Origin of the sequence: Streptomyces collinus, from assembly GCF_031348265.1 — a bacterium.
Taxonomy (GTDB): domain Bacteria; phylum Actinomycetota; class Actinomycetes; order Streptomycetales; family Streptomycetaceae; genus Streptomyces; species Streptomyces collinus.
In genome coordinates, this window is the sequence record NZ_CP133771.1 from 1,591,083 (window position 1) to 1,617,090 (window position 26,008).

Below are 26,008 nucleotides of genomic sequence, written 5' to 3' on the forward strand. Positions count from 1 at the left end.
CACGGTGTACGGGAGCCCCTTTCGTGTGGTCGGAGGTGACGACCGCTGACGAGCGGCTACGACCTGCTGCGCGCCGACGTCACCCGGTACACGTCGTAGACGCCCTCCACGCCGCGGACCGCCTTGAGCACGTGCCCGAGGTGCTTCGGGTCGCCCATCTCGAACGTGAAGCGGGAGGTGGCGACGCGGTCGCGGGAGGTCTGGACGGCCGCGGAGAGGATGTTGACGTGCTGGTCGGACAGCACGCGGGTGACGTCCGAGAGGAGCCGGGAGCGGTCCAGGGCCTCGACCTGGATGGCGACCAGGAAGACCGAGGACTGCGTGGGCGCCCACTCGACGTCGAGGATGCGCTCCGGCTCACGGGACAGCGAGTCCACGTTCACGCAGTCGCTGCGGTGAACCGATACGCCGCTGCCGCGGGTGACGAAGCCGATGATGGGGTCGCCCGGGACGGGCGTGCAACAACGGGCCAGCTTGACCCACACGTCGTCGACGCCCTTGACCACGACGCCCGGGTCCGCGCTGGTACGGCGCTTGCGGCTGCGGCCGCGGGCCGGCGGGACCGACTCGTCGATCTCCTCGGTGGCGGCCTCCTCGCCACCGAGGGCCTGGACCAGCTTCTGCACGATGTTCTGTGCCGAGACATGGCCCTCGCCGATCGCCGCGTACAGCGCGGAGATGTCGGCGTAGCGCATCTCGTGCGCGAGGGTCACCAGGGAGTCGCCGGTCAGGATGCGCTGGATCGGCAGGTTCTGCTTGCGCATCGCGCGGACGATGGCGTCCTTGCCCTGCTCGATCGCCTCGTCGCGGCGTTCCTTGGAGAACCAGGCCCGGATCTTGTTGCGGGCGCGCGGTGACTTGACGAAACCGAGCCAGTCGCGGGAGGGGCCGGCGCCGGCCGCCTTGGAGGTGAAGACCTCCACCAGGTCGCCGTTGTCGAGGGTGGACTCCAGCGGGACCAGCCGGCCGTTGACGCGGGCGCCGATCGTGCGGTGCCCGACCTCGGTGTGCACCGCGTAGGCGAAGTCCACCGGGGTGGCACCGGCGGGGAGCGCTATGACGTCGCCCTTGGGGGTGAAGACGAAGACCTCGTTGCGGGACAGGTCGAACCGCAGGGACTCCAGGAACTCGCCCGGGTCCTCCGTCTCCTTCTGCCAGTCCAGCAGCTGCCGCAGCCAGGCCATGTCGTTGAGGTGGTCGTCCTTGCCCTTGCCGGACGACTTGGGGGCGTCGCTGCGCACCTTGGAGGCGCCCGCGACGGCCTCCTGCTTGTACTTCCAGTGCGCGGCGATGCCGTACTCGGCGCGGCGGTGCATGTCGAACGTGCGGATCTGCAGCTCGACCGGCTTGCCGCCGGGGCCGATGACCGTCGTGTGCAGCGACTGGTACATGTTGAACTTGGGCATCGCGATGTAGTCCTTGAACCGGCCGGGGACCGGGTTCCATCGCGCGTGCACGGTGCCGAGGGCCGCGTAGCAGTCGCGGACGGTGTCCACGAGGACGCGGATGCCCACCAGGTCGTAGATCTCCGCGAAGTCCCGGCCGCGGACGATCATCTTCTGGTAGACGCTGTAGTAGTGCTTCGGGCGGCCGGTGACGGTCGCCTTGATGCGGGCCGCGCGCAGGTCCTGCTGGACCTCGTCGGTGACGATGGCCAGGTACTCGTCACGCTTCGGTGCCCGCTCGGCCACCAGCCGTACGATCTCGTCGTACATCTTGGGGTAGAGGATCGCGAAGGCGAGGTCCTCCAGCTCCCACTTGATGGTGTTCATGCCCAGGCGGTGGGCGAGCGGCGCGTAGATCTCCAGGGTCTCGCGCGCCTTCTTCTCCTGCTTCTCGCGCTTGAGGTAGCGCATGGTGCGCATGTTGTGCAGGCGGTCGGCGAGCTTGATGACCAGGACGCGCGGGTCCTTGGCCATGGCGACGACCATCTTGCGCACCGTCTCGGCCTGCGCGGCCTCGCCGAACTTGACCTTGTCCAGCTTGGTGACGCCGTCGACGAGCAGGGTGACGACGTCGCCGAAGTCGCGGCGCAGGTCGTCCAGGCCGTACTCGGTGTCCTCGACCGTGTCGTGCAGCAGGCCGGCCATCAGCGTGGCCGGATCCATGCCCAGCTCGGCGAGGATGGTCGTCACGGCGAGGGGGTGCGTGATGTACGGGTCGCCGCTCTTACGCTTCTGGCCGCGGTGCCAGCGCTCGGCGACCTGGTAGGCGCGCTCGATCTGGCGGAGCGTGGCCGTCTCGATCTTCGGGTCGTTGCTGCGCACTATCCGCAGCAGCGGCTCCAGCACCGGGTTGTACGGGTTCGCGCGCTGCACGCCGAGCCGGGCCAGACGGGCGCGGACGCGGTTGGAGGAGCCGGAGCGGGCCGGCTGTCCGGCGGCCTGACGTACCGCGGGCGGCGGGGTGGGCTTGGGCCGCGCCTGCTCGGCGGGTTTGTCGACCGGCGCCGCCTGGGCATGCTCGACCGGCCCGCGGGTGTCGTTCTTCGCGTGGGGCGCGTTCGGCGCGGGCTTGGCCGCGGCTGCCGAGGCGGACTCGGGCTTGGCGGCGGTCAGGTGCTGGGCCTCGTCTGGCAAGAGGGCTCCTCGTGCGCGATCCGGTTCCCCCGGTCAGGCTCCGGACCCCCATGGTAGCGATCCCGGGCCCCGGGATCGCCTTCAGGCCAATGTGAGGACCGTCTACCCGGGAAACGCACGAGGCGGGCACCGGATCGTCCGGTACCCGCCTGCGCGGTGTCGTGCCGGTGCCCACCGGCCCGCTGCTCGGCTGCTACACCGTGAGCAGGGCCTCCAGCGGGGCGCCGTTCAGGGACGGCTCCAAGCGGACGCGGCCGCTCAGGAATCCGAGTTCCATGAGGACGGCGAGGCCGGCGACCTCGGCGCCGGCCCGGCGGATGAGCTGGACCGAGGCCTCGGCGGTACCGCCCGTGGCCAGGACGTCGTCGACGATCAGGACGCGGTCCCCGGCGGTGAGGTCCTCGGCGTGCACCTCGATCTCCGCCGAGCCGTACTCCAGGTCGTAGGCCTGGGCGAGGGTCGCTCCGGGGAGCTTGCCCGCCTTGCGCACGGGGATGAAGCCGAGCCCCGCGCGGACGGCGACCGGGGCGCCGAGGATGAAGCCGCGGGCCTCCAGGCCGACGACCTTCGTGGCGCCGGTGCGCTCGGCGATCTCGGCGAGTGCGTCGGTCAGGGCGGTGAACGCCGCCGGGTCCGCCAGGAGCGGGGTGATGTCCTTGAACATCACGCCCGGCTCCGGGTAGTCGGCCACGTCACGGATGCGGCGGAGCAGCAGCTCCCTGATCTCGGTCATCGGCGCTTCCCCGAGGGACGGCCGCGGCCCCGTGTGCGCGAGGCGGGCTGGTTGCGCGGCCCGACCACCGCGGGTGCGGCGTCCTCGGGCTCGTCGGCGTACGTCTCCTCGTCGTGGGCCTCGGCCCCTCCCTGGGCGGCGGTCTGGGCCCGCTTGGCCAGGACGCGCTTCTTCAGGGCCTTCATCGCCGGCTCGCGCTCCTTGAGGTCGGCGACGAGCGGCGTGGCGATGAAGATCGAGGAGTACGCACCGGCGGCGAGACCGACGAACAGCGACAGCGAGATGTCGTTCAGCATGCCGGCGCCGAGGACGCCGCCACCGATGAACAGCAGGCCCGCGACCGGCAGCAGCGCGACGACCGTGGTGTTGATGGAGCGGACCAGGGTGCTGTTGATCGAGCGGTTGGCGACGTCGCTGTAGGTCCAGCGGGTCTGTTTGGTGAGGTCCTTCGTCTGTTCCTTGAGGCTGTCGAACACCACGACCGTGTCGTAGAGCGAGTAGCCGAGGATGGTCAGCAGACCGATGACCGTGCCCGGTGTGACCTCGAAGCCGACGAGGGCGTAGATGCCGACCGTGATGGTGATGTCGTGGATCAGCGCGACGAACGCGGCGACCGCCATGCGCCATTCGAAGGCGATCGCCAGGTAGATCACCACGAGCACCAGGAAGATGCCGAGGCCCTGCCACGCCTTGTTGGCGATCTGCTCACCCCAGCTGGGGCCGACCAGCTCGGCGTTGATCTGCTCCGAGTCGATCTTGAGGTCGTCGGCGAGCGTGCTCTTGATCTCGTTGGCCGCGCTGGTGTCGATGCCGGCGACCTGGATGCGCAGGCTGCCGTCGCCGAGCTTCTGGACGATCGCGTCGTGGCCGGAGGCCGCTTCCGCGTACTCCTCCGCCTGGGACACCGAGGCGGTGGTGTTCTTCGGGGTGTTGAAGACGGCGCCGCCCTGGAACTCGATGCCCATGTTCAGCCCGCGGACCGCCAGGCCGGCGATGGCCAGGATGGTGATCAGGATGGAGAGGCCGTACCAGATCTTGCGGTTCTTGACGAAGTCGTAGCCGATCTCGCCACGGTGCAGTCGGGCGCCGAGGGTGCCGAGTTTCGACATCTCAGGCCTCCTTCGGGTCGACGGGGCGGCGGGTACGGCGCAGCGGCGGCTGGGCGCCCAGGCTCTTCGGGTCGAGGCCGGACCACTTGTGGCCGTTCGCGAAGAACGGGCGACGGGCCATCAGGGTGAGCAGCGGCTTGGTGAAGAGGAACACGACGACCACGTCGAGCAGGGTGGTCAGGCCGAGCGTGAACGCGAAGCCCTGGACCTTGCCGACCGTGACGAGGAAGAGCACCGCGGCGGCCAGGAACGACACGAAGTCGGAGACCAGGATGGTCCGCCGGGCGCGCGGCCAGGCCCGCTCGACGGCGGGGCGCAGCGAACGGCCCTCGCGGATCTCGTCGCGGACGCGTTCGAAGTACACGATGAACGAGTCCGCCGTGATGCCGATGGCGACGATGGCGCCGCACACGGCCGGCAGGTTCAGCGCGAAGCCGATGGCCGGGCCGAGCAGGGCCATGAGCGTGTAGGTGAGGGCGGCGGAGACCAGCAGCGAGAGGATCGCGATGAACGACAGGCCGCGGTAGTAGGCCAGCAGGTAGATGACCACCAGCGCGAGCCCGATCGCACCGGCGATCAGACCGGCCTGCAGCTGGTCACCGCCCAGCGCTGCGGTCACGGTCGTCATGCTGTCCACCTTGAAGGTGAGCGGCAGCGCACCGTACGACAGCATGTTGGACAGTTCCTGGGCGGACTGCTGGTTGAAGTTGCCGGAGATCTCGGCGTTGCCGCCGGTCAGGGCCTGCCGGACGTACGGGTCGGAGACGACCTCGCCGTCCAGGACGATCGCGAACTGGTTCTGCGGGGACTGGTTCTGCGCCAGCTTGCCGGTGATGTTCGCGAACTTTTTGGCTCCGGCGTCCGTGAAGTCCATCGTGACGGTCCAGCCGGCACCGGTCTGGGTGTTCAGGACGGCCTGGGCCTTGTCGACGTCCGTGCCGTCGACCTCGGCGGGGCCGAGGATGTACTTCTGCCACTGGCCCTGCGCGTTCTTGCCGCACGCCAGCGTCGGCTCGGAGGCCTTGACGCCGTCACCCACGCTGGAGCGGGTCTTCTCGTCGGTGCAGTCGAGCTTGGCGTACTTGGCCTGCAGCGCGTTCGCGTCGCCCTCGGCGGTGCCGCCGCTGCCCGACGGGGAGGGGCCGGCCTTGTCGCCCTTGTCGGAGGCGCTCGCGGAGGGCGTCGCGTCGGCCTTCAGCGCGTCCGTGACCGCACGGCCCTGCGTGCTGGCAGAGGCGGAGGGGGACGCGGAGCCCTTGTCGGTGGCCTCGGGCTTGTCGGTGGCCTTGCCGGACGGCTTGTCCGTGGGGCTGCCGGTGGGGCTCGGGGAGGGGCTGGCCGTGCCCTTGCCGCCGGCGATCTCGGTGGCGATGACCGGGCGGAAGTAGAGCTTGGCGGTGGTGCCGACCTGCTTGCGGGCCTGCTCCGAGTTGGTGCCCTTGGGAATGTTGACGATGATGTTTTCCCGGCCCTGCGTCTGGACCTCGGACTCGGAGACGCCCAGACCATTGACACGGCGCTCCATGATGGAGACGGCGGTGTCCATGTTGGTCTTGTTGATCGCCGCCTCGTTGCCGGCCTCGGGGACCGCGCGGAGCGTGATGCTCGTACCGCCGGCAAGGTCGATGCCGAGACGGGGCTTCGTGTGCCCCGAGGCGAACATCCCACCGGTGAGCGCCGCGATGGCGATCAGGATCAGGGCCAGCGAGCGCCCCGGCTTGCTCTGGGCGCTCGCGTTCCTGCCCTTTTTAGGTGTGGCCACCTTCTCGTACTCCCTCTCGGGCCACCTCGCTCCGGATCGGCGGACGGGCGGCCATGACATGGTGTCGGGACTCCGTGCGAGCTGGGCGTGTCCCGGGGCGCGCGGGCAGGACCCGCGCACCCCGGGACACGACTACTTCGCCTCGGAGTCGCCGTCGGTCTTCTTCGGCTCTGCGTCCGGCTTGGCCTCGGCCGCCTCGTCGGCCGGTTCCCCGGCCGCGTCCTTCTTGCCGAGGTCGACGGCCTTGTCGTCAGCGGGGGCGTCGGAGGCGGAGTCGTCGGTCTCGGTGAGGGAGGAGGCGTCGTCCGGGACGATGTCGGCGTCGGACTTCAGGTCGTGCTCGATGCCGTGGACGATGCGGTTGTACTCGTCGTCGGTGAGGACGGCACCGATGGCGTTCTTGGCGAAGAGGAGGTCGACGCCGGGACCGGCGTCGACGAGGACGGTGTCCTCGTTCACTTCCTTGACCGTGGCGTACATGCCCCCGATGGTGCGGACACCGCTGCCGGGCTGCATCTGGTTCCGCATGTCGGCGGCCTGCTGCTGCTTCTTCTTGGCCGACCGGGTCATCAGGAACATGGCCCCGATGAGCACGATGAACGGGAGGAGGGTCAGGAGACTCACGGGTCGGTACTTCCTTCACACGACCGCGCTGTGAGCGGCCAGATGGTTGGGGGTGTGTACGCCGCCGACAAAGGCGGCATCGGCGGAGTCTAAGCGAGTCCGCGCGCATGGAACAACGCTCAGCATGGCACCGGGGTTCCTGCTCCGGCCACTGACCTCGACGCCCCGGAGCCGTGACGGCGCCGTCACGCCCCGAACAGGTCCTGTTGTCCGTTTCCGGCGGTCTGGGACCGTGGCGGGGTGAGGCCGAGATGCGCCCATGCGGCGGGCGTCGCGACCCGGCCGCGGGGGGTCCGGGCCAGCAGACCCTCCCGGACGAGGAAGGGTTCGGCGACCTCCTCCACGGTCTCACGTTCCTCCCCGACCGCGACAGCGAGTGTGGACAGGCCGACCGGACCGCCGCCGAACAGCTTGAGCAGGGCTTCCAGCACACCCCTATCGAGGCGGTCGAGACCGCGCGCGTCCACCTCGTACACGGCGAGGGCCGCCGCGGCGATGTCCCTGGTGATCAGGCCGTCGGCCTTGACCTGCGCGTAGTCGCGGACGCGGCGCAGCAGGCGGTTGGCGATGCGGGGCGTGCCGCGGGAGCGTCCGGCGATCTCGGCGGCGCCCTCCGGCTCGATCTCGACTTCGAGGAGGTCGGCCGAGCGGTGGATGACCCGCTCCAGTTCGGCCGGCTCGTAGAACTCCATGTGCGCGGTGAAGCCGAAGCGGTCGCGCAGCGGTGGCGGCAGCAGGCCGGCCCGGGTGGTGGCTCCGACCAGGGTGAAGGGGGGCAGCTCCAGGGGGATGGCCGTGGCGCCGGGGCCCTTGCCGACGATGACGTCGACGCGGAAGTCCTCCATCGCCATGTACAGCATCTCCTCGGCGGGCCGGGACATGCGGTGGATCTCGTCGAGGAAGAGGACCTCGCCCTCCTGGAGGGAGGAGAGGATCGCGGCGAGGTCGCCGGCGTGCTGGATGGCGGGGCCCGAAGTGATGCGGATGGGGGCGCCCATCTCGGCCGCGATGATCATCGACAGGGTGGTCTTGCCGAGGCCGGGGGCGCCGGAGAGCAGCACGTGGTCGGCTGTCGCGCCACGCGCGCGTGCGGCGCGCAGTACGAGGTCGAGCTGCTCGCGGACCTTCTCCTGGCCGATGAACTCGTCCAGGTCCTTGGGGCGCAGGGCGGCCTCGACGGCCTGGTCCTCACGGTCGGCGACGGAGTCCACCAGCCGCTCGGCGGCGTCGGCGTCGGTGGTGTCGTCCCAGTTCATGGAGTGTGCCTCGGAATCTCGGTACGGGGGTGCGGACGGCTCGGTCTAGCGGGCGCGGTTCAGCGTCTGCAGGGCCGCCTTCAGCAGCTGCCCCACCTGGGGTGTGCCCTCGGCGGCCTCGGCCTGCGGGGTCACGGCGGTCACGGCTTCGTCGGCCTCCCGGGTCGCGTACCCGAGGCCGATCAGGGCCGCGTGCAGCTGATCACGCCAGCCGCTGCTGACCGGTGCGCCGACGGCGGGTGCACCGACCGGCGCGCCGAGCCGGTCCTTCAGCTCCAGGAGCAGTTTCTGCGCGCCCTTCTTGCCGATGCCGGGGACGGCGGTGAGGGCCTTCTCGTCTGCGGTGGCGACGGCCCGGCGCAGGGCGTCCGGGCTGTGCACGGCGAGCATGGCCTGGGCGAGGCGGGGGCCGACGCCGCTGGCCGTCTGGAGCAGCTCGAAGACCTGCCGCTCGTCGTCGTCCGCGAAGCCGTACAGGGTGAGGGAGTCCTCGCGGACGACCAGGGAGGTGTGCAGCTTGGCCGGCCGGCCCATGCGGAGCGTGGAGAGCGTGTTCGGCGTGCACTGGACGGCCATGCCGACACCGCCGACCTCGACGACCGCGGCGTCGGGAGCGAGTGCGGCCACTGTGCCGCTGACGAAGGCGATCATGCCGTCCGGCCTTTCGGTGCTTTGGCGGTGTGCAGGGCGACGGCCTGCTGGAGTCGGTTCTGCGCGGGGGCGCGCCAGATGTGGCAGATGGCGAGGGCGAGGGCGTCGGCCGCGTCGGCGGGCTTGGGCGGGGCGCTGAGCCGGAGCAGGCGGGTGACCATGGCGCCCACCTGTGCCTTGTCGGCGCGGCCGCTGCCGGTGACGGCTGCCTTGACCTCGCTCGGGGTGTGCAGCGCGACGGGGATGCCGCGGCGGGCGGCGCAGAGCATGGCGACGGCGCTGGCCTGGGCCGTGCCCATCACCGTACGGACGTTGTGCTGGCTGAAGACACGCTCGACGGCGACGAACTCGGGCCGGTGCTCGTCGAGCCACTGCTCGATGCCCTGCTCGACGGCGACGAGGCGGTGGCCGAGGTCGGCGTCCGCGGGCGTGCGGACGACTCCGACGCCGATCATCGTGAGCGGCCGTCCGGCGACGCCCTCGACGACGCCGACACCACACCGGGTCAGCCCCGGGTCCACCCCCAGTACGCGCACGCGCCCCTCCCCTTTTGGCGGCTAAACCGCCGCCGCTCTCGCGGACCTGGCTGAGCACCGTCGTGGTTCCTCAATTGACGGTCGCGGTCCGTGGACGGTGATCTTTGGCTACGCCAGGCTATCGGCTGCCACCGACAACGACAGCGGGCCGGAAGACGTGTGTCCCCCGGCCCGCCGAGATCGCGGCATTCGCGGCGCGTTACGCGTCGACCTTCTCCATGACCTCGTCGCTCACGTCGAAGTTGGCGAAGACGTTCTGCACGTCGTCGCTGTCCTCCAGCGCGTCGATCAGCTTGAAGATCTTCTTGGCGCCCTCTTCGTCCAGCTCGACCTGGACGGACGGCACGAAGCTGGAGTCGGCGGAGTCGTAGTCGATGCCGGCGTCCTGGAGGGCGGTGCGGACCGCGACCAGGTCGGTGGCCTCGCTGATGACCTCGTAGGACTCGCCGAGGTCGTTGACCTCCTCCGCGCCCGCGTCCAGAACGGCCGTGAGGACGTCGTCCTCGGTCAGCTCACCCTTGGGGACGATGACGACGCCCTTGCGGCTGAACATGTACGACACCGAACCCGGGTCGGCCATCGAGCCGCCGTTGCGGGTCATGGCGACACGCACGTCGGAGGCGGCGCGGTTGCGGTTGTCGGTGAGGCACTCGATGAGCACCGCGACACCGTTGGGGCCGTAGCCCTCGTACATGATCGTCTCGTAGTCGGCGCCGCCGGCCTCGAGGCCGCCGCCGCGCTTGACCGCGGAGTCGATGTTCTTGTTCGGGACGGACTGCTTCTTCGCCTTCTGGATGGCGTCGTAGAGAGTGGGGTTGCCCTCGATGTCGACGCCGCCCATCCGGGCAGCCACCTCGATGTTCTTGATCAGCTTCGCGAAGAGCTTGCCGCGCTTGGCGTCGATCACGGCCTTCTTGTGCTTCGTCGTAGCCCATTTAGAGTGGCCGGACATCTGCCTGTCTCCTTCGCGTAACCCATCTCAGCAACGAACGCAGGAATCCTACAAGGATCCGGCTGTCCGGTTGGCCCGCACCATGTCGACGAACAGGGCGTGGACGCGGTGGTCGCCGGTCAGTTCCGGATGGAAGGACGTGGCCAGCGCGGTGCCCTGACGGACCGCGACGATGTGGCCGTCGTGCTCGGCGAGCACCTCGGCCGCGGCGCCGACGGACTCGACCCAGGGGGCGCGGATGAAGACGCCCTCCACCGGGTCGCCGTCGATGCCCTGGATGGCGACGGCGGCCTCGAAGGACTCGTTCTGCCGGCCGAAGGCGTTGCGGCGCACGATCATGTCGATGCCGCCGAGGGTCTCCTGGCCCGAGCGCGGGTCGAGGATCTTGTCGGCGAGCATGATCATGCCGGCGCAAGTGCCGTAGACGGGCATGCCGGCCCGCACGCGTGCGCGCAGGGGCTCCATCAGGCCGAACAGGACGGCCAGCTTGGAGATGGTGGTGGACTCGCCGCCGGGGATGACGAGGCCGTCGACCTCGGCGAGTTCTTCGGGGCGCCGCACCGGCCTGGCCACGGCATCGGCCGCGGCCAGGGCGACGAGGTGCTCCCGTACGTCGCCCTGGAGGGCCAGGACGCCTATGACGGGGGTGTCGCTCATGGATTCCTGTGCCTTACCAGCCGCGGTTGGCGTAGCGCTCGGCCTCGGGGAGGGTGTCGCAGTTGATGCCGACCATGGCCTCGCCCAGGTTGCGGGAGGCGTCCGCGATGATCTTCGGGTCGTCGTAGAAGGTGGTGGCCTTCACGATGGCGGCGGCGCGCTTGGCCGGGTCGCCGGACTTGAAGATGCCGGAGCCGACGAAGACGCCCTCGGCGCCGAGCTGGCGCATCAGGGCCGCGTCGGCCGGGGTGGCCACGCCGCCGGCGGAGAACAGCACCACGGGGAGCTTGCCGAGCTCGGAGACTTCCTTGACCAGCTCGTACGGGGCGCGCAGGTCCTTGGCGGCGGCGTACAGCTCGTTGTTGTCGAAGCCGCGCAGCTTGGCGATCTCGTTCTTGATCTGGCGCAGGTGGCGGACGGCCTCGACGACGTTGCCGGTGCCGGCCTCGCCCTTGGAGCGGATCATCGCGGCGCCCTCGGCGATGCGGCGCAGGGCCTCGCCCAGGTTGGTGGCGCCGCAGACGAAGGGGGTGGTGAAGGCGAACTTGTCGCTGTGGTTGACCTCGTCGGCCGGGGTGAGGACCTCGGACTCGTCGATGTAGTCGACGCCGAGGGACTGCAGGACCTGGGCCTCGACGAAGTGCCCGATGCGGGACTTGGCCATGACCGGGATCGAGACGGCGTCGATGATGCCCTCGATCATGTCCGGGTCGGACATGCGGGCGACGCCGCCGTCCTTGCGGATGTCGGCGGGGACCCGCTCCAGGGCCATGACGGCCACGGCGCCCGCGTCCTCAGCGATCTTGGCCTGCTCCGGCGTGACGACGTCCATGATGACGCCGCCCTTGAGCTGCTCGGCCATGCCGCGCTTCACCCGGGCGGTACCGGTCTCGGGAGCCTGGTTTTCGGAGATGGACACGGGTGACCTCGCTGATGGGAAAGGGGGTTTCTGCAGCACTGAGGAAACGTGAGAGAACCAGGCCACATCAAGGGCCAATGGGAACGCCGTGGATCCTTTTGCGACGGACGGCCGGAAAACGACAGGTGAACGGGGTCAGGCGGCCCGGTCCACCAGGGCCGCCGGAGGCTCGTCGTCCATCTCGAAGGCCATCGGGAAGGGCGCGTGACCGGCCAGGCGGAACCAGCGCACCTTGCGGTGCCGTCGCAGGGCCCGGGCCGCCCGTACGGCGTCGTTGTGGAACCGGCGGGCCATCGGCACCCTGCGGACGGCCTCGGTGAGTTCCCGGGCCGCCTCCTCTCCCCCGGGTGCCTCGCGTACCGCCTCCACCTGCGGGGCCTCCCCGAAGACGGCCCGCAGCGCCTGGCTCAGTTCGCTCTCGGCGATCTCCCGTTGCTCCTGCTCGGCCTGCCGGGCGGCGTGCGCGGCCTCGTACAGCACGATCGAGGCGGCCGGGTCGAGGACCCCGGAGGTCGCCAGTTCCTGCGCCACCGAGGCACGCCGCAGCAGCTGGGCGTCCAGGGCCGCGCGGGCGGCGTCGATCCGGGCGTGGAGACGGTCGAGCCGGCCGGCGGTCCAGCTCAGGTAGAGCCCGATCGCGACCAGGGCGACGGCGATCCAGATGAGAGTGGTGGTCACGGGCGGCAAGGCTAGCGGCCCGCGCGGCCACCCCGTTCACCCCGCCCCGCCGGTGACCGGCGGCGACAGGCGACTCCGGCCGGTCCGGCCCGGGCCAGGGGGCAGCCCGTCGGCCCGGCCTGCCCTCGGACCCGGGCGGACCCGGGCCGGCCCCGGCCCGACCATCACCAGCGGCTGGTTCGGGCGCCGTCGAGCCATCCCTCCAGAACCGGCTGGTAGTCCGGGCGCCGTCGGCCCAGCCCCCAGGAACGACCAGCCCAGGCCCCGGCCGGCCCCGCACCCCGGAACCGGCCGGCCCGCCGTCCCCGCTCTCAGTCCCGGGCGAACCCCAGCCGCCCCCACAGCCCGGTCGTCCGCTCGTCCTCGGCGACCGCCGCCGCTCCGGCCGTGACCGTCTCGTAGACGGACAGGATGTCCGCGCCGACGGTCGACCAGTCGAAGCGCCGCACATGGGCACTCCCCCGCTCGCGCAACTCCGCCAGCCGTTCCGGGTCGGCCAGGAGCCGTACGGCCGCGTCGGCGAGGGCGTCGGCGTCCTCGTTGGGGAACAGCTCGCCGGCCGCTCCCCGGTCCAGGACCTGGGCGAAGGCGTCCAGGTCGGAGGCGAGGACGGGGGCCGACGCGGACATGGCCTCGACGAGGATGATGCCGAAGCTCTCGCCGCCGGTGTTGGGCGCGACGTACAGGTCGACGCTGCGCAGGAAGCGGGCCTTGTCCTCGTCGCTGACCATGCCGAGGAACTCGACGCGGGAGCGCAGCTCGGTCGGCAGGGACTCGACGGCCTCCTTCTCGTCGCCGCGCCCGGCGACCAGGAGCCGGGTCTGCGGACGCGCGGCGAGGATCTTCGGCAGGGCCTTCATCAGCACCGGGAGTCCCTTGCGGGGCTCGTCGATGCGCCCTATGAAGCCGATCGTGTCGCCCTGCCATTCGGCCTTGGGCTCGGCGTCGGCGAAGAAGTCGACGTCGACGCCGTTGGGGATCACGACCGCGTCGCCGCCGAGGTGCTCCACCAGCGTGCGGCGGGCGTACTCGCTCACCGCGATCCGGGCGCTGATCTTCTCCAGGGCGGCCTGGAGGATCGAGTACGCGGCGATCATCGCGCGGGAGCGCGGGTTGGACGTGTGGAACGTCGCCACGATCGGTCCCTGGGCGGCCCAGCAGGTCAGCAGGCCCAGCGACGGGGAGGTCGGCTCGTGGATGTGGATCACGTCGAACGCGCCGTCGTGCAGCCAGCGGCGCACCCGGGCGGCGCTCAGGAAGCCGAAGTTCAGCCGGGCCACCGAGCCGTTGTACGGCACCGGCACCGCACGCCCGGCCGAGACGACGTACGGCGGCAGCGGGGTGTCGTCGTCGGCCGGGGCCAGGACGGACACCTCGTGGCCGAGGCGGATGAAGTACTCGGCGAGGTCCCGGATGTGGAACTGGACGCCACCCGGTACGTCCCAGGAGTACGGGCAGACGATGCCGATCCTCACGTGGATCCCTTCGCTGGATCGAGGTCGGCGAGCCACAGGCGCTGCAGCATGTGCCAGTCCTCCGGATGGTCGGCGATCCCGGTGGCGAAGGCGTCGGCCAGCGCCTGTGTCATGACGGACGTCTTCTCGGCGCGCGTACCCGACCCGGGCACCTCGACCGGCGGGTGGAGGCGGCCGCGCATCACGGGCGAGTCGTCGTACCAGAGGGTCACCGGCAGCAGCAGGGCGCCGGTCTGCTGGGCGAGCAGGGCCGGTCCGGCCGGCATCCGGGCCGTGTCGCCGAAGAAGTCCACCTCGACGCCCGAGGCGGACAGGTCGCGGTCGGCGACCAGGCAGACCAGACCGCCGTCGCGCAGCCGCCGGGCCAGGGTGCCGAAGGCGGTGCCGCCGCTGTGCGGCAGGACCTCCATGCCGAGGCCCTCGCGATAGGCGACGAACCGGTCGTAGAGCGTCTCGGGCTTCAGCCGCTCGGCGACCGTGGTGAAGGGGATGCCGAGCTTCGTGGTGACCCAGGCGCCGGCGAGGTCCCAGTTGGCGAGGTGCGGCAGGGCGAGGACGACGCCCTTGCCAGCGGCCAGGCCCTCGGTGAGGTGGTGCAGGTCCTTGGCCTCGAAGCCGCCCTTGATCCGGTCCTCGCTCCAGGCCGGGAGGCGGAAGGACTCCATCCAGTAGCGCAGGTAGGAGCGCATGCCCGCGCGGGACAGTTCGGCCAGGCGCTCGGGGCTCGCGTCCGGCACCACGCGCGCGTAGTTGCTCTCCAGGCGCTGGACGCCCTTGCCGCGCTGCTTCCAGGCCAGATCGGCGATGGTCCGGCCGAGGCGTACGGCGGCCGGCTCGGGGAGCTTCTTGACCGTGCCCCAGCCGAGGCCGTACAGCGCGTCCGTCAGCCGGTCCTGTGTGCTCATGTGGCCGCCTCGCTCCCGTGGGAGGCGCTGTGCTGCTCGTCCCCATCATCCTGCTCGCCCTGCTCGGCCGCCTCGGCCTCCGCGGACTCCCTGCGGACCGTGACGACCCGCTGGATCAGCGTGACGAGGCTGCCGACGGCGACGATCCACAGGGCCACGGGCAGCAGGTACTGGATGCCGGGCACACCGAACGCGTGCAGGCCCGCGAGCCCGGCCGCCACCAGCGAGATCACCAGGCGCTCGGCGCGCTCGACGAGCCCGTTGACCGCGACCGGCAGGCCGATCGACTCGCCCCGGGCCTTGGTGTACGACACCACCTGGCCGCTGGCCAGGCAGAAGATCGAGACGGCGCACAGGACGAGATCGTCGCCACCACCGGCGTACCACAGGATGAAGCCGCCGAAGATCGCGCCGTCGGCGACCCGGTCGAGGGTGGAGTCCAGGAAGGCGCCCCAGCGGCTGGAGCGGCCGAGCTGACGGGCCATGTTGCCGTCGACGAGGTCGGAGAACACGAACAGCGTGATCACGACCGTGCCCCAGAAGAACTCGCCCATGGGGTAGAAGACCAGCGCGCCCGCGACCACACCGGCGGTGCCGATGAGCGTGACCGTGTCGGGGCTGACGCCCCGCCGGATCAGAAACGCGGCGAACGGTGTGAGGACACGCGTGAAGAATGCACGCGCGTACTTGTTCAGCATGGCCTTCCCGAGGGTCGGTGTCGCCGTCTGGCCCCTGCTGGCCACCGGCTGGCCCATCGTAGTCACGCGCGCGCGTGGGCGAGGTGCGGGCACCCTGACCCCTTTCGGGGGAACCCGCGGGCCGCTGGTGGGCGGTGGGATCACGTCGTTCGTATGGACGCACCGTGACGGGAGTGGGAAGGTCGAATGACCGCGGGCGTCGCCGGAGCCGCACCGCACGCGGATTCCGCGTGTCCGCGCCCACAGTGACCTCACCGTGCACGGGAGGCAGGATCATGGGCGACAAGGCACAGACACACCCTGGGGCCGCCGGCAGGGCACAAGCGGCCGACCACCCTCAGTCCGTACGGAATGTGGTGCTGGTCGGCCACTCCGGATCGGGAAAGACCACGCTGGTCGAAGCCCTCGCACTCACGGCGGGGGCGGTGAACCGGGCGGGCCGCGTCGAGGACGGCGGCACCGTCTCCGACTACGACGACATCGAGCACCGGCAGCAGCGCTCGGTACAGCTCTCCCTGGTGCCCGTCGAGTGGGACGGCATCAAGGTCAACCTTCTCGACACCCCCGGATACGCCGACTTCGTCGGTGAGCTCAGGGCCGGTCTGCGCGCGGCGGACGCGGCCCTCTTCGTCGTCTCGGCCTCGGACGGCGTGGACGGCTCGACCCGCATGGTGTGGGAGGAGTGCGCGGCCGTGGGCATGCCCCGGGCCATCGTCGTCACGCACCTGGAGTCGGCGCGTTCCGACTTCGAGGAGATGACGCGCAGCTGCGCCGAGGCCTTCGGCGCGGACGACCCCGACGCGGTCCTGCCGCTCTACCTGCCGCTGCACGGCCCCCAGGCGCCCGACGGGCACGCGCCCGTGACCGGGCTGATCGGGCTGCTGTCGCAGAAGCTGTTCGACTACTCGACCGGCGAGCGCAAGGAGTCCGAGCCGGGCGAGGACCAGCTGCCGCTGATCGAGGAGGCCCGCAACCGGCTCATCGAGGGGATCATCGCGGAGAGCGAGGACGAGACCCTCATGGACCGCTACCTCGGCGGGGAGCCGGTCGACGTCAGGACGCTCATCGAGGACCTGGAGCGGGCCGTCGCGCGCGGGGTCTTCTTCCCCGTCCTGGCCGCCGCCCCGGCGGGTGAGGGCGCCCGGCAGGGGATCGGCACCCTGGAACTGCTGGAGCTGATCACGCGGGGCTTCCCGACGCCGCTGGAGCACGAGACGGTGCGGGTGACGACCATCGACGGCAAGCCGCGCGAGCTCAAGCCGTGCGACCCGGACGCCCCGCTGGTCGCGGAGGTCGTGAAGACCTCCTCGGACCCGTACGTGGGCCGGCTGTCGCTGATCCGCCTGTTCTCCGGCACCCTGCGCGCCGACCAGACGGTCCACGTCTCCGGGCACGGGCTGGCCGACCGCGGGCACGAGGACCACGACGTCGACGAGCGGATCGGCGCCCTGTCCACGCCGTTCGGCAAGCAGCAGCGCCCGGTGTCGCACGTCATCGCGGGCGACCTGGCCTGCGTGGCGAAGCTGGGCCGCGCCGAGACCGGCGACACCCTGTCCGCCAAGGACGACCCGCTGCTCATGGAGCCGTGGCAGATGCCCGACCCGCTGCTGCCGCTGGCCATCCAAGCGCACAGCAAACCCGACGAGGACAAGCTGTCCCAGGGCCTGGCCCGGCTGGTGGCCGAGGACCCGACGATGCGGCTGGAGCAGAACCAGGACACCCACCAGGTGGTCCTGTGGTGCCTGGGCGAGGCGCACGCCGACGTCGCCCTGGAGCGGCTGCGCAGCCGGTACGGCGTCCAGGTCGACGTCGTCCCCCACCGGGTGTCCCTGCGCGAGACGTTCGCGGACAAGTCGGCCGGCCGCGGCAGGCACGTCAAGCAGTCCGGCGGGCACGGGCAGTTCGCGATCTGCGAGATCGAGGTCGAGCCGCTGCCCGGCGGGTCCGGCATCGAGTTCGTCGACAAGGTCGTGGGCGGCGCGGTGCCCCGGCAGTTCATCCCGTCGGTGGAGAAGGGCGTACGGGCCCAGGCGGCCAAGGGGGTCGCGGCCGGGTATCCGCTGATCGACGTACGGGTGACCCTCCTGGACGGCAAGGCGCACTCGGTGGACTCCTCCGACGCCGCCTTCCAGACGGCCGGCGCGCTCGCGCTGCGGGAGGCCGCGGCCGACGCGAGGATCCATCTGCTGGAGCCGGTGGCCGAGGTGTCGGTGCTGGTCGGCGACGACTTCGTGGGCGCCGTGATGAGTGACCTGTCGGGACGGCGCGGCCGGGTGCTCGGCACCGAGCAGACACCGGGCGGGCGCACCCTGATCCGGGCCGAGGTGCCGGAGATCGAGATCGGCCGGTACGCGATCGACCTGCGGTCGATGGCGCACGGCACGGCGGGGTTCAGCCGCCGGTACGCGCGCCACGAACCGATGCCGCAGCAGGTAGCGGACCGGGTGCGTGAAGGGGAGCGCAAGGCCTCGTAGTTGGCGCCGGGCGCCACCAAGTGCCCTCCTGACGGCTCCCCTCCGCGGGGGCGGGCGGCTTGACAGGCCGCCCGCCCCCGCCTGCCGGTCGGGACGGATACGCTGATGACCTGATCAACAGGTGTGCGGAGCGCGGAAGTCGGGAAGGCCGCAGATGCGGATGCGGCAGCGATGGGGGCGGCAGTGACGGACGGATTCGACTTCAGCCCGGGAGCCCAGGTGCCCCTGGCGGGTGCGAGCGGCCAGACAGCGGCGACCTATGCGCTGGCAGCGGCGGCGTACCGGGACGACGAGGTCACCAAGATCCTGAACGCCGACAACGAGTGGCACCAGTCCAAGGTGACTCCCCCGCGCCCGTGGGCGAAGATCTTCCGCCCCCGGTTCGGCGAGGCCTTCTCCCGCGCGGTGATCGACCGGATGCTGGGGGCCGGGCGCAAGCCGGTCATCCAGTCCTTCGGCATCGAGCCCCAAGTCGTCGTGGAGCACTGCCTGGCGGCCCACCGCATCCGCCGCGACCGCGACAACTGGCTCTCGGCGATCACGGTGATCTGCGGGGTGCTCTTCCTGCCCGGCTTCCTCGTGTGGCTGCTGGTGTTCACGCTGCGCACCACCATGGCCAAGCGCGAGGACAAGCGCGCGGGCGCCCTCGCCACGACGCTCCTGGTCGCCGTGGGCGCGCTGGCCGTGCTGTTCCTGATCCGCATGCCGTTCACCGGATTCTGGGCCCTGTACGGACGCGCGGCGGTGATCATGCCGGTGGTCGGCTGGTTCTGGGCCAAGCAGATCTGCGAGCGGACCGCCCGCGACCTGCGGGAGCGCTGGTCGAGCCTGCTGTCGGGCGGTGGCGTGGGCGCCAAGATCCCCGAGGCCGTCCCCGGCAACCCCGGTGACGCGGCCGAGCAGGTCCGCAAGGAGCTGGCCCGCCTCGCCGCCGAGCAGCGGTCCAACTCGGTCTTCTACGCCGGTCCCAAGGGCATACTCGGCATGGGCACACGCTGGGGCAGCTGGCAGCTGGCCGAGGAGCTGGTCTCCGCCGAGCCGGGCAAGGATTTCCACCCGTTCCGCAGCTGGGACGTCATCGTGGCGATCCAGGGCGGTCTCGGCATGCTGGAGCGCACGTCGATCAATACCGGCGGCTTCCCCAAGCCGTCCATCACGCACTGGATCGTCTCGCCGATCGGCGAGAAGGCGACGGAGGTGTCCCGGCCGAGCGGCACGGACGTCGACGCGTACACGGTCCGGACGCACGCCGTACAGGACATCTGCAACAAGCAGCAGTTCGGCAGCGGTGACCGGCACTACCTGGGCGTGCAGTGGACCCTGTGGGACGGGCATCTGGTGATCACGATGCTGATCACGGTGACCGTGCTGCACGACACGCTGCGCATCGAGGTCACCGGGCACGCCCTGGGGCCGGTCAACCCCCTCTTCAACGAGAAGCCGGCGGCCAAGGAGAAGGCGGTGCAGAAGGCCCTCCGGTTCTGGGAGACCCGCACCGTGAAGCTCCCGCTGATCGACGCCGACGAGGTGGTGCGGCTGGCCGCGCGCGCCCCGCTGACCTGGTACCCGCCGCTGCTGAAGTGGCTCGGCGGCAGCCTGACGCTGCCGGAGCCGTTCGGTCTGCGGCACGCGTGGGCCGACCAGCCGTGGCGGCACCGGTTCATGGCCGACGACGCGCTGCGGGCGGCGACGCCCGTGCTGCGGGTGGTGCATGCGGCGGCACTGAAGGTGCTGCGGGAGAACGGGGTGGACGTGGAGAAGTTCGGGTCCAGGTCGGCGGCGCTCAGCGGGGCGGTTCAGGATGCGGCGCCGAAGAAGGCCGACGTCTACGACGCGTAGGCCTCCGGCGGTCGAGCCGATCAGCCGCGGGCCGGCGGTGGCTGGTGTCCCTGGGGGCTTCGCCCCCGGGCCCCCTTCGGCCTGAACGGCCTTGTCCTCAAACGCCGGACGGGCTGGGGGCCGCCGCACCCGCCGGGATCAAGCAGTCGGCCAGCTCTCCGCCAGCATCTTCCGCGTGTCCGCCAGCAGCTGCGGCAGCACCCGCGTGTGCCCCACCACCGGCATGAAGTTCGTGTCCCCGCCCCAGCGCGGCACGATGTGCTGGTGCAGGTGCGCCGCGATGCCCGCGCCGGCGACCGTGCCCTGGTTCATGCCGATGTTGAAGCCGTGCGCGCCGGAGGCCCTGCGCAGGGCCGTCATGGCCTGCTTGGTGAGTTCGCCGAGCTCGGCGGTCTCCCCCGCCGTGAGGTCGGTGTAGTCGGCGACGTGCCGGTAGGGCACGGTCATCAGGTGCCCGCCGTTGTACGGGTAGAGGTTGAGCACCGCGTAGACCTGCTCGCCGCGCCGGACGACGAGCCCGTCCTCGTCGGACTTGGCCGGGATCGAGCAGAAGGGGCAGCCGTCGCCGGCGCCCGGGCCGGTGGGCTTGTTCTCGCCCTGGATGTAGGCCATCCGATGCGGCGTCCACAGACGCTGGAACGCGTCCTGCGTCCCCACTCCCAGCTGCTGCTCCGGCTCACTCGTCATGCAGTGCAGCATATGGCGTCGAGCTGGGGGGACGGCAAAGGCCCCCGGGATCTCCCCGGGGGCCCGAACGCCGCGTGATCAGACCTGCGCGCGCTCCTCGACGATCTTCTGGATCTTCGCGATGGCCTCGTCGAAGGGGATGCCGTTCTCCTGCGAGCCGTCGCGGTAGCGGAAGGACACGGACGCGTGGGACATGTCCTCGTCGCCCGCGATGACCATGAAGGGCACCTTCTGCTTCTGGGCGTTGCGGATCTTCTTCTGCATGCGGTCCGAGGAGGAGTCGACCTCGACGCGCAGGCCCTTCCTCTTGGCCGCGGCGGCGAACTTCTCCAGGTACTCGACGTGCGCGTCACCGATCGGGATGCCGACGGCCTGGACGGGGGCGAGCCACGCCGGGAAGGCACCCGCGTAGTGCTCCAGGAGCACCGCGAAGAAGCGCTCGATCGAGCCGAACAGCGCGCGGTGGATCATGACGGGGCGCTGCTTGGAGCCGTCGGGGCCCGTGTACTCCAGGTCGAAGCGCTCCGGCAGGTTGAAGTCGAGCTGGATCGTCGACATCTGCCAGGTGCGGCCGATGGCGTCCTTGGTCTGGACGGAGATCTTCGGGCCGTAGAAGGCGGCGCCGCCCGGGTCGGGCACCAGGGGCAGGCCCTGCTTCTCGGCGACCTGGCGCAGCGTCTCCGTGGCCTCCTCCCAGGCCTCGTCCGAGCCGACGAACTTCTCCGGGTCCTTGGTGGACAGCTCCAGGTAGAAGTCGGTCAGGCCGTAGTCGCGCAGCAGGCCGAGGACGAAGGTGAGCGTCTTGTCGAGCTCCTCCGACATCTGCTCGCGCGTGCAGTAGATGTGCGCGTCGTCCTGGGTGAAGCCGCGGGCCCGGGTCAGGCCGTGCACGACGCCCGACTTCTCGTACCGGTACACCGTCCCGAACTCGAAGAGGCGCAGCGGCAGTTCACGGTAGGAACGCCCGCGCGCGTCGAAGATCAGGTTGTGCATCGGGCAGTTCATGGGCTTGAGGTAGTAGTCCACGCCCTCGTCGAGCTGCATGGGCGGGTACATGCCGTCGGCGTACCAGTCCAGGTGGCCCGAGGTCTCGAAGAGCTTCCCCTTGGTGGCGTGCGGGGTGTAGACGAACTCGTAGCCCTCTTCCTCGTGGCGGCGCCGCGAGTAGTCCTCCATGACCCGGCGGATGATGCCGCCCTTGGGGTGGAAGACGGCGAGGCCGGAGCCGATCTGCTCCGGGACCGAGAACAGGTCGAGCTCGCTGCCCAGCTTGCGGTGATCGCGCTTCTCGGCCTCGGCGAGGAACTCCAGGTGCGCCTTCAGCTCGTCCTTGGTGGGCCAGGCGGTGCCGTAGATGCGCTGGAGCATGGGGTTCTTCTCGCTGCCACGCCAGTAGGCGGCCGCGTTGCGCATCAGCTTGAACGCCGGGATGGCACGGGTCGACGGCAGGTGGGGGCCCCGGCAGAGGTCCTTCCAGCACAGGTCGCCGGTCTTGGCGTCCAGGTTGTCGTAGATCGTCAGCTCGCCGGCGCCGACCTCGACGTCCGCGCCGTCGTCGGACGACGCGGAACCCTTGAGGCCGATCAGCTCCAGCTTGTAGGGCTCGTCGGCCAGCTCGTCACGGGCGGCCTCGTCGGTCACCACGCGGCGGGAGAAGCGCTGCCCGCGCTTCTGGATCTCCTGCATCTTCTTCTCGATGGCCTTGAGATCCTCGGGCGTGAACGGCTTCTCGACATCGAAGTCGTAGTAGAAGCCGTCCTTGACGGGCGGGCCGATGCCCAGCTTGGCCTCGGGGAAGAGCTCCTGCACGGCCTGCGCCATGACGTGCGCGGTGGAGTGGCGCAGGATGTTCAGGCCGTCCTCGGAGGAGATCTCGACGCCCTCGACCTCGTCGCCCTCGGACAGGGCGTACGACAGGTCCCTGAGCTCGCCGGCCACGCGCGCGGCGATGATCGAGCGCTCGCCGGCGAAGAGCTCGGCGGCCGTAGTGCCCGTCGTCACCACGCGTTCTTCCCGCTCGGAATCGCGCTGGATGATCACACGGACGTCTGACACCGGTCTCTCCTGACTGAAGGGGGCCGCGGGCGCCATACCGGAGCGCGCGCACGAGTAAGGATCGTACCGACCCGGGACCGCCCTTCGCGAAATCAGTCCCCGCAGTCCCCTCCGCAGGCCTCCTCGAAGAAGGCCGCCACCCCGGCGTTCTCCTGCAGCGCCTTCATCAGCCGGTCCCGCTCGGCGTCGTCGAGCTGTACGGGGACGACCCCGTGGGCGCCGGTGAGGCGGCGGAATCCGCCCCGGCTCTCCAGCCGCCCCTGCACCCGCACCGGGAGCCCGACGAGGTGGGCGTGCCCGGCGATCCGGTAGGCCTCCTCGTCGAGGGTGATCCGGACGTTCGGCACGTCGGCCCCGGCCAGCACGCGCAGCCGTACGGTGCCGTCGCCGCGCGGCCCCGACCTGCGCAGCCGTACCACCGCTCCGGTGATCCGCACCGGGACGGCGGGTTCCTCGCGCAGGTAGCGGGCGCCCGCCTCGCGCAGCACGGCCAGGTCGCCGGGCGAGAACTCGACGGGCTCGGCGGAGGGCGCGCAGCCCTCGGGCACACCGGCCGCCGGGGCCCACTCGACGGCGATCCGGGCGCCCTCCGTACCGCGGACGAGGGCGACGAGCGCCTCGGTGAGGTCATGGCTCACGCCTGCCTCGACGGCGGCGTCGAAGGCGTCCATGCCGCCGGTGGCCCGCTGGTAGTCGATGGCCTCGCGGGCGGCGAAGAGGGCCTGGTGGAGGCGTACGGCCAGGGGGCGCCCGCCGGCGACGGGCACGAAGGCGGTGAGGCGGCCGTCGGTGGCGGAGCCGACCAGGACGTGTTGCAGGGCCGCGGCGGCGGAGCGGCGGTGGCGGGCTCCGTGGTAGCCGGCCCGGGCGCGGGTGGCGAGGGCCGCCGCGAGCAGCATCCGGCGGGCGGCGCCGCGCAGCCGGTCCTCGACGGTCCAGGAGGCCGCGCCGGCGGGTCCGGCGGGGACGTCGTGCCACCAGCGGATCTCGTCGCTGGGCACGGCGAGGGAGACGAGGACCTCGCGGGCGGAGGGCGAGCCGCTGCGGGACAGGGCGAGCAGGGCCTCGCCGAGCAGGTCGTCGCTGTCGGGGAAGGCGCGGGTCTCCGGCACCAGGAGGCTGGTGCCGCCGCCGGGGCCGGGCGGGGTCCAGCGGCCGTAGCGTCCGGGGGCGCCGCCGCGCCGCTGCCAGCCGTGCCGGCGCAGCAGGGCGTTCAGCACGGCCGGGTCGACATCGGCGGGCTCGGGCGGGCGGCCGCCGTGTCCCGGTGACTCGACGGGGTGCGGACGGACCTGCCGCGGGGGTTCCTCGGTCGGGCGGTGCGTCACGGTTTCCCTCCCGTCCCGACCCGCGTCATGATCTCGCACAGGGCCCGGTCGTCGAAGATGCGTGAGGTCGGTATGCGCACGGTGGTGCGGCGGCGGCCGGTGATCGGCTGTCCGGCGAGATTGGTCCAGTAGCAGCAGTGCCTCAGGTCGAGCCGGTCGTGGCCGGCGCGCAGCCAGTCGTCCTGGGCGCGCGGCACCAGCATCACCACGAGGATCTTGTGCACCGACACGGGTGTGCGGGCGAGCTTCGCCAGGTGGTCGTTGTCGAGCGTGAAGGAGAAGGTGCGGCCCGGCGGGTTGGGCGGGACCTGGTACGTGGCCTTGAGCTGCACCTTGATGGTGACCTCGTCGTCGACCGTGTGCCCGGGGGCGCTGTGGCTGACGTGCCAGTCGATGCCGTTGTCGGGAAAGGGCTGGGACAGCGAGCAGCCGGCGGCCGCCGCGACGGCGTGCAGATAGCCGACCTGCAGTGTCTCCATGCAGGCGGTGGTGGCGAGAGTGCCGCGAGAGGGAGCCGTGCGCTCGGGCAGCAGCCCGCCCCGTTCGGGCTGCGCTATGGCCATGGCCAACAGCCTTCCAGAACAAGTGATTCCCCGTTGCGGGCCGCTGAACTGCAACGACCCGTACTCCTGTTGTCTCCTTCCGGCGTACGGCGCAAACAGCCCGGGTATCACCGAATCGGGCAGCGGACGGTGCGTCAACTGCCGAAGGTGAACGAGGGGTTGTGTGGCTATGACGACGTGCTGGTACGAGGGGCCGCTGGCCGCCTTCGACACGGAGACGACGGGCGTCGACGTCGAGACCGACCGGATCGTGTCGGCCGCCGTGGTCGTCCAGGATGCGCCGGGCATCCGGCCGCGGGTGAGCCGTTGGCTGGTGAACCCGGGGGTGCCGGTGCCGGCGGAGGCGACGGCGGTGCACGGACTGACGGAGGAGCATCTGCGGCTCAACGGCCGGTGGCCGGCGCCGGTGATGTACGAGATAGCGCAGGCGCTGGCCGAGCAGGCACACGCCGGGCGCCCGGTCGTGGTGATGAACGCGCCGTTCGATCTGACCATGCTGGACCGGGAGTTGCGCCGCCATCGCGCCTCGGCGCTCGGCCGCTGGTTCGAGTCGGCTCCGCTGTCCGTGCTCGACCCGCGGGTTCTGGACAAGCACCTGGACCGCTACCGCAAGGGCCGGCGCACCCTGACCGACCTGTGTGCGCACTACGGCGTCGCCCTGGAGGGCGCGCACGACGCGGCGGCCGACGCCGTGGCGGCGCTGGAGGTCACGCGGGCGGTGGGCCGGCGGTTCGCGTCCCGGCTGGAGCGTCTCACCCCGGGTGAGCTGCACACCCTGCAGGCGGTGTGGCACGCGGCGCAGGCGCGGGGCCTGCAGGCGTGGTTCGCGCGCAGCGGCGTGGACGAGGCGGTCGACCCGGCGTGGCCGCTGCGTCCGGACCTGCCGGCGGCGGCCTGAGCACCTGGCACGGGGCCCGCGAGGGCATGAAAAAACCGGTCCGTCTGCGACGGACCGGTTGTTTCCGGTGGGCGATACTGGGTTCGAACCAGTGACCTCTTCGGTGTGAACGAAGCGCTCTCCCACTGAGCTAATCGCCCGGGAACGCACTGAACCATACAGGTCCGGGCACGCTTCCTTCAAACCGCTTCGAGGTACCTGAGGAGTCCGCGCCGCCCGGAGTGCATCATCAGCGCGTGGTTGGCGCGGAAGACGGGCCGTCCCGGTACGGCGAGCCGGCGCAGCAGCGGCTTGTGCACGCTGACGACCTGGTCGTAGCGCGCGAGAGTGCCCGTCCCGTGCGGTGCCACGGTCCAGCATGCCCAGCCCTCGATGTCCCCGGACAGGGCGGTCTCCAGCACACCGGCCTCGGGATCGCGTCGCACCTCCCGCGCCGTGAAGGTCATGTCATACGGCAGGACGGAGCGGATGCGGATCACCCCGGTGGTGTCGTCGACCCGGGTCACCTGTCGCACCTGGGGCCACCAGCGCGGGTAGTCCTCGGGGCGTTCCAGCACGTCGTAGACGGTGGCGGGCGGTGCGGGCAGGGTCCACAGACTGCGGAAGCGGTAATGGTTCCAGTCCATGCCG

At 71.1% G+C, this 26,008-nt stretch carries 23 protein-coding genes and 1 tRNA gene; 3 read left to right on the forward strand and 21 right to left on the reverse strand.

The features are described from left to right. Positions 1–56: 56 nt before the first annotated feature. The 15 genes from relA to pgsA form a co-directional block, all read right to left on the reverse strand. A complete protein-coding gene (gene relA / locus RFN52_RS07065) occupies positions 57–2,579 on the reverse strand; it encodes a GTP pyrophosphokinase (RefSeq protein WP_184843854.1) in 2,523 nt (840 codons plus the stop codon). 193 nt (positions 2,580–2,772) lie between these two features. Beyond that, a complete protein-coding gene (locus tag RFN52_RS07070) occupies positions 2,773–3,312 on the reverse strand; it encodes an adenine phosphoribosyltransferase (protein ID WP_184843857.1) in 540 nt (179 codons plus the stop codon). Continuing rightward, a complete protein-coding gene (gene secF, locus RFN52_RS07075) occupies positions 3,309–4,421 on the reverse strand; it encodes a protein translocase subunit SecF (protein ID WP_184843860.1) in 1,113 nt (370 codons plus the stop codon). Before secF ends, RFN52_RS07070 begins: the two co-directional genes overlap by 4 nt. Position 4,422: 1 nt before the next feature. Continuing rightward, positions 4,423–6,183 (reverse strand): protein translocase subunit SecD, encoded by a 1,761-nt coding sequence (secD, locus tag RFN52_RS07080; protein WP_184843863.1) that lies wholly within the window; start codon positions 6,181–6,183, stop codon positions 4,423–4,425. A gap of 132 nt (positions 6,184–6,315) precedes the next feature. Next, the gene (gene yajC / locus RFN52_RS07085; RefSeq protein ID WP_184843865.1) at positions 6,316–6,807 is read right to left on the reverse strand and encodes a preprotein translocase subunit YajC; all 492 of its coding nucleotides are present in this window, start codon (positions 6,805–6,807) and stop codon (positions 6,316–6,318) included. A gap of 185 nt (positions 6,808–6,992) precedes the next feature. Beyond that, positions 6,993–8,063: a Holliday junction branch migration DNA helicase RuvB gene (ruvB, locus tag RFN52_RS07090; RefSeq protein WP_184843868.1), complete on the reverse strand. Its 1,071-nt coding sequence runs from the start codon at positions 8,061–8,063 to the stop codon at positions 6,993–6,995. Positions 8,064–8,108: 45 nt separating this feature from the next. Then, positions 8,109–8,714, reverse strand: a complete 606-nt coding sequence (gene ruvA / locus RFN52_RS07095; protein ID WP_184843871.1) for a Holliday junction branch migration protein RuvA — start codon at positions 8,712–8,714, stop codon at positions 8,109–8,111. After that, positions 8,711–9,250, reverse strand: coding sequence for a crossover junction endodeoxyribonuclease RuvC (gene ruvC / locus RFN52_RS07100; RefSeq protein WP_175431467.1), 540 nt, complete (start codon positions 9,248–9,250; stop codon positions 8,711–8,713). The genes ruvA and ruvC overlap by 4 nt, the downstream gene beginning before the upstream one ends. A gap of 199 nt (positions 9,251–9,449) precedes the next feature. Next, entirely contained in the window at positions 9,450–10,202 is a 753-nt protein-coding gene (locus RFN52_RS07105; protein WP_184843874.1) for a YebC/PmpR family DNA-binding transcriptional regulator, read from the reverse strand. 48 nt (positions 10,203–10,250) lie between these two features. Continuing rightward, positions 10,251–10,859 carry a pyridoxal 5'-phosphate synthase glutaminase subunit PdxT gene (gene pdxT, locus RFN52_RS07110; RefSeq protein ID WP_184843877.1) on the reverse strand — a complete coding sequence of 203 codons (609 nt, stop codon included), beginning with the start codon at positions 10,857–10,859 and terminating at the stop codon, positions 10,251–10,253. 13 nt (positions 10,860–10,872) lie between these two features. Beyond that, positions 10,873–11,778, reverse strand: a complete 906-nt coding sequence (gene pdxS, locus RFN52_RS07115; RefSeq protein ID WP_184843879.1) for a pyridoxal 5'-phosphate synthase lyase subunit PdxS — start codon at positions 11,776–11,778, stop codon at positions 10,873–10,875. Positions 11,779–11,913: 135 nt separating this feature from the next. Continuing rightward, positions 11,914–12,456 carry a LemA family protein gene (locus RFN52_RS07120; protein ID WP_033309754.1) on the reverse strand — a complete coding sequence of 181 codons (543 nt, stop codon included), beginning with the start codon at positions 12,454–12,456 and terminating at the stop codon, positions 11,914–11,916. A gap of 311 nt (positions 12,457–12,767) precedes the next feature. Continuing rightward, positions 12,768–13,931: a glycosyltransferase family 4 protein gene (locus RFN52_RS07125; protein ID WP_184843882.1), complete on the reverse strand. Its 1,164-nt coding sequence runs from the start codon at positions 13,929–13,931 to the stop codon at positions 12,768–12,770. Then, positions 13,928–14,836, reverse strand: a complete 909-nt coding sequence (locus RFN52_RS07130; RefSeq protein WP_184843885.1) for a phosphatidylinositol mannoside acyltransferase — start codon at positions 14,834–14,836, stop codon at positions 13,928–13,930. The genes RFN52_RS07125 and RFN52_RS07130 overlap by 4 nt, the downstream gene beginning before the upstream one ends. Then, positions 14,833–15,591: a phosphatidylinositol phosphate synthase gene (gene pgsA, locus RFN52_RS07135; RefSeq protein WP_229856920.1), complete on the reverse strand. Its 759-nt coding sequence runs from the start codon at positions 15,589–15,591 to the stop codon at positions 14,833–14,835. Before pgsA ends, RFN52_RS07130 begins: the two co-directional genes overlap by 4 nt. A gap of 218 nt (positions 15,592–15,809) precedes the next feature. Between pgsA and RFN52_RS07140 the strand changes: the two genes are divergently transcribed. Beyond that, a complete protein-coding gene (locus tag RFN52_RS07140) occupies positions 15,810–18,008 on the forward strand; it encodes an elongation factor G-like protein EF-G2 (RefSeq protein WP_184843888.1) in 2,199 nt (732 codons plus the stop codon). A gap of 171 nt (positions 18,009–18,179) precedes the next feature. Beyond that, entirely contained in the window at positions 18,180–19,847 is a 1,668-nt protein-coding gene (locus tag RFN52_RS07145) for an AbeC-like domain-containing protein (protein WP_184843891.1), read from the forward strand. 138 nt (positions 19,848–19,985) lie between these two features. Here RFN52_RS07145 and RFN52_RS07150 read toward each other — a convergent pair whose 3' ends face one another. From RFN52_RS07150 to RFN52_RS07165, 4 genes are all read right to left on the reverse strand, one after another. Beyond that, on the reverse strand, positions 19,986–20,546 hold the full coding sequence (locus tag RFN52_RS07150; protein WP_184843893.1) for an HIT family protein: 561 nt from the start codon (positions 20,544–20,546) through the stop codon (positions 19,986–19,988). Between the two features lie 66 nt (positions 20,547–20,612). Continuing rightward, positions 20,613–22,589 (reverse strand): threonine--tRNA ligase, encoded by a 1,977-nt coding sequence (thrS, locus tag RFN52_RS07155; protein ID WP_184843896.1) that lies wholly within the window; start codon positions 22,587–22,589, stop codon positions 20,613–20,615. 92 nt (positions 22,590–22,681) lie between these two features. After that, positions 22,682–23,917, reverse strand: a complete 1,236-nt coding sequence (locus RFN52_RS07160; protein ID WP_184843899.1) for a hypothetical protein — start codon at positions 23,915–23,917, stop codon at positions 22,682–22,684. Beyond that, positions 23,914–24,480: a DUF4365 domain-containing protein gene (locus tag RFN52_RS07165; protein WP_062925797.1), complete on the reverse strand. Its 567-nt coding sequence runs from the start codon at positions 24,478–24,480 to the stop codon at positions 23,914–23,916. The genes RFN52_RS07160 and RFN52_RS07165 overlap by 4 nt, the downstream gene beginning before the upstream one ends. Positions 24,481–24,649: 169 nt before the next feature. Between RFN52_RS07165 and RFN52_RS07170 the strand changes: the two genes are divergently transcribed. Beyond that, a complete protein-coding gene (locus RFN52_RS07170; RefSeq protein ID WP_184853818.1) occupies positions 24,650–25,378 on the forward strand; it encodes a 3'-5' exonuclease in 729 nt (242 codons plus the stop codon). A gap of 68 nt (positions 25,379–25,446) precedes the next feature. Here RFN52_RS07170 and RFN52_RS07175 read toward each other — a convergent pair. Further along, positions 25,447–25,518 (reverse strand) — tRNA-Val (locus tag RFN52_RS07175). Between the two features lie 39 nt (positions 25,519–25,557). After that, positions 25,558–26,004: an SRPBCC family protein gene (locus tag RFN52_RS07180; RefSeq protein WP_184843902.1), complete on the reverse strand. Its 447-nt coding sequence runs from the start codon at positions 26,002–26,004 to the stop codon at positions 25,558–25,560. Positions 26,005–26,008: the final 4 nt, after the last annotated feature.

Excerpts from the sequence above, each read along its gene's own strand:
- RFN52_RS07070 (WP_184843857.1), bottom strand. The coding sequence starts at position 3,312 with ATGACCGAGATCAGGGAGCTGCTGCTCCGCCGCATCCGTGACGTGGCC.
- secF (WP_184843860.1), bottom strand. The coding sequence starts at position 4,421 with ATGTCGAAACTCGGCACCCTCGGCGCCCGACTGCACCGTGGCGAGATC.
- ruvB (WP_184843868.1), bottom strand. The coding sequence starts at position 8,063 with ATGAACTGGGACGACACCACCGACGCCGACGCCGCCGAGCGGCTGGTG.
- ruvA (WP_184843871.1), bottom strand. The coding sequence starts at position 8,714 with ATGATCGCCTTCGTCAGCGGCACAGTGGCCGCACTCGCTCCCGACGCC.
- RFN52_RS07105 (WP_184843874.1), bottom strand. The coding sequence starts at position 10,202 with ATGTCCGGCCACTCTAAATGGGCTACGACGAAGCACAAGAAGGCCGTG.
- pdxT (WP_184843877.1), bottom strand. The coding sequence starts at position 10,859 with ATGAGCGACACCCCCGTCATAGGCGTCCTGGCCCTCCAGGGCGACGTA.
- RFN52_RS07130 (WP_184843885.1), bottom strand. The coding sequence starts at position 14,836 with ATGAGCACACAGGACCGGCTGACGGACGCGCTGTACGGCCTCGGCTGG.
- pgsA (WP_229856920.1), bottom strand. The coding sequence starts at position 15,591 with ATGGGCCAGCCGGTGGCCAGCAGGGGCCAGACGGCGACACCGACCCTC.
- RFN52_RS07140 (WP_184843888.1), top strand. The coding sequence starts at position 15,810 with ATGGGCGACAAGGCACAGACACACCCTGGGGCCGCCGGCAGGGCACAA.
- RFN52_RS07145 (WP_184843891.1), top strand. The coding sequence starts at position 18,180 with ATGGGGGCGGCAGTGACGGACGGATTCGACTTCAGCCCGGGAGCCCAG.
- RFN52_RS07150 (WP_184843893.1), bottom strand. The coding sequence starts at position 20,546 with ATGCTGCACTGCATGACGAGTGAGCCGGAGCAGCAGCTGGGAGTGGGG.
- RFN52_RS07165 (WP_062925797.1), bottom strand. The coding sequence starts at position 24,480 with ATGGCCATAGCGCAGCCCGAACGGGGCGGGCTGCTGCCCGAGCGCACG.
- RFN52_RS07170 (WP_184853818.1), top strand. The coding sequence starts at position 24,650 with ATGACGACGTGCTGGTACGAGGGGCCGCTGGCCGCCTTCGACACGGAG.
- RFN52_RS07180 (WP_184843902.1), bottom strand. The coding sequence starts at position 26,004 with ATGGACTGGAACCATTACCGCTTCCGCAGTCTGTGGACCCTGCCCGCA.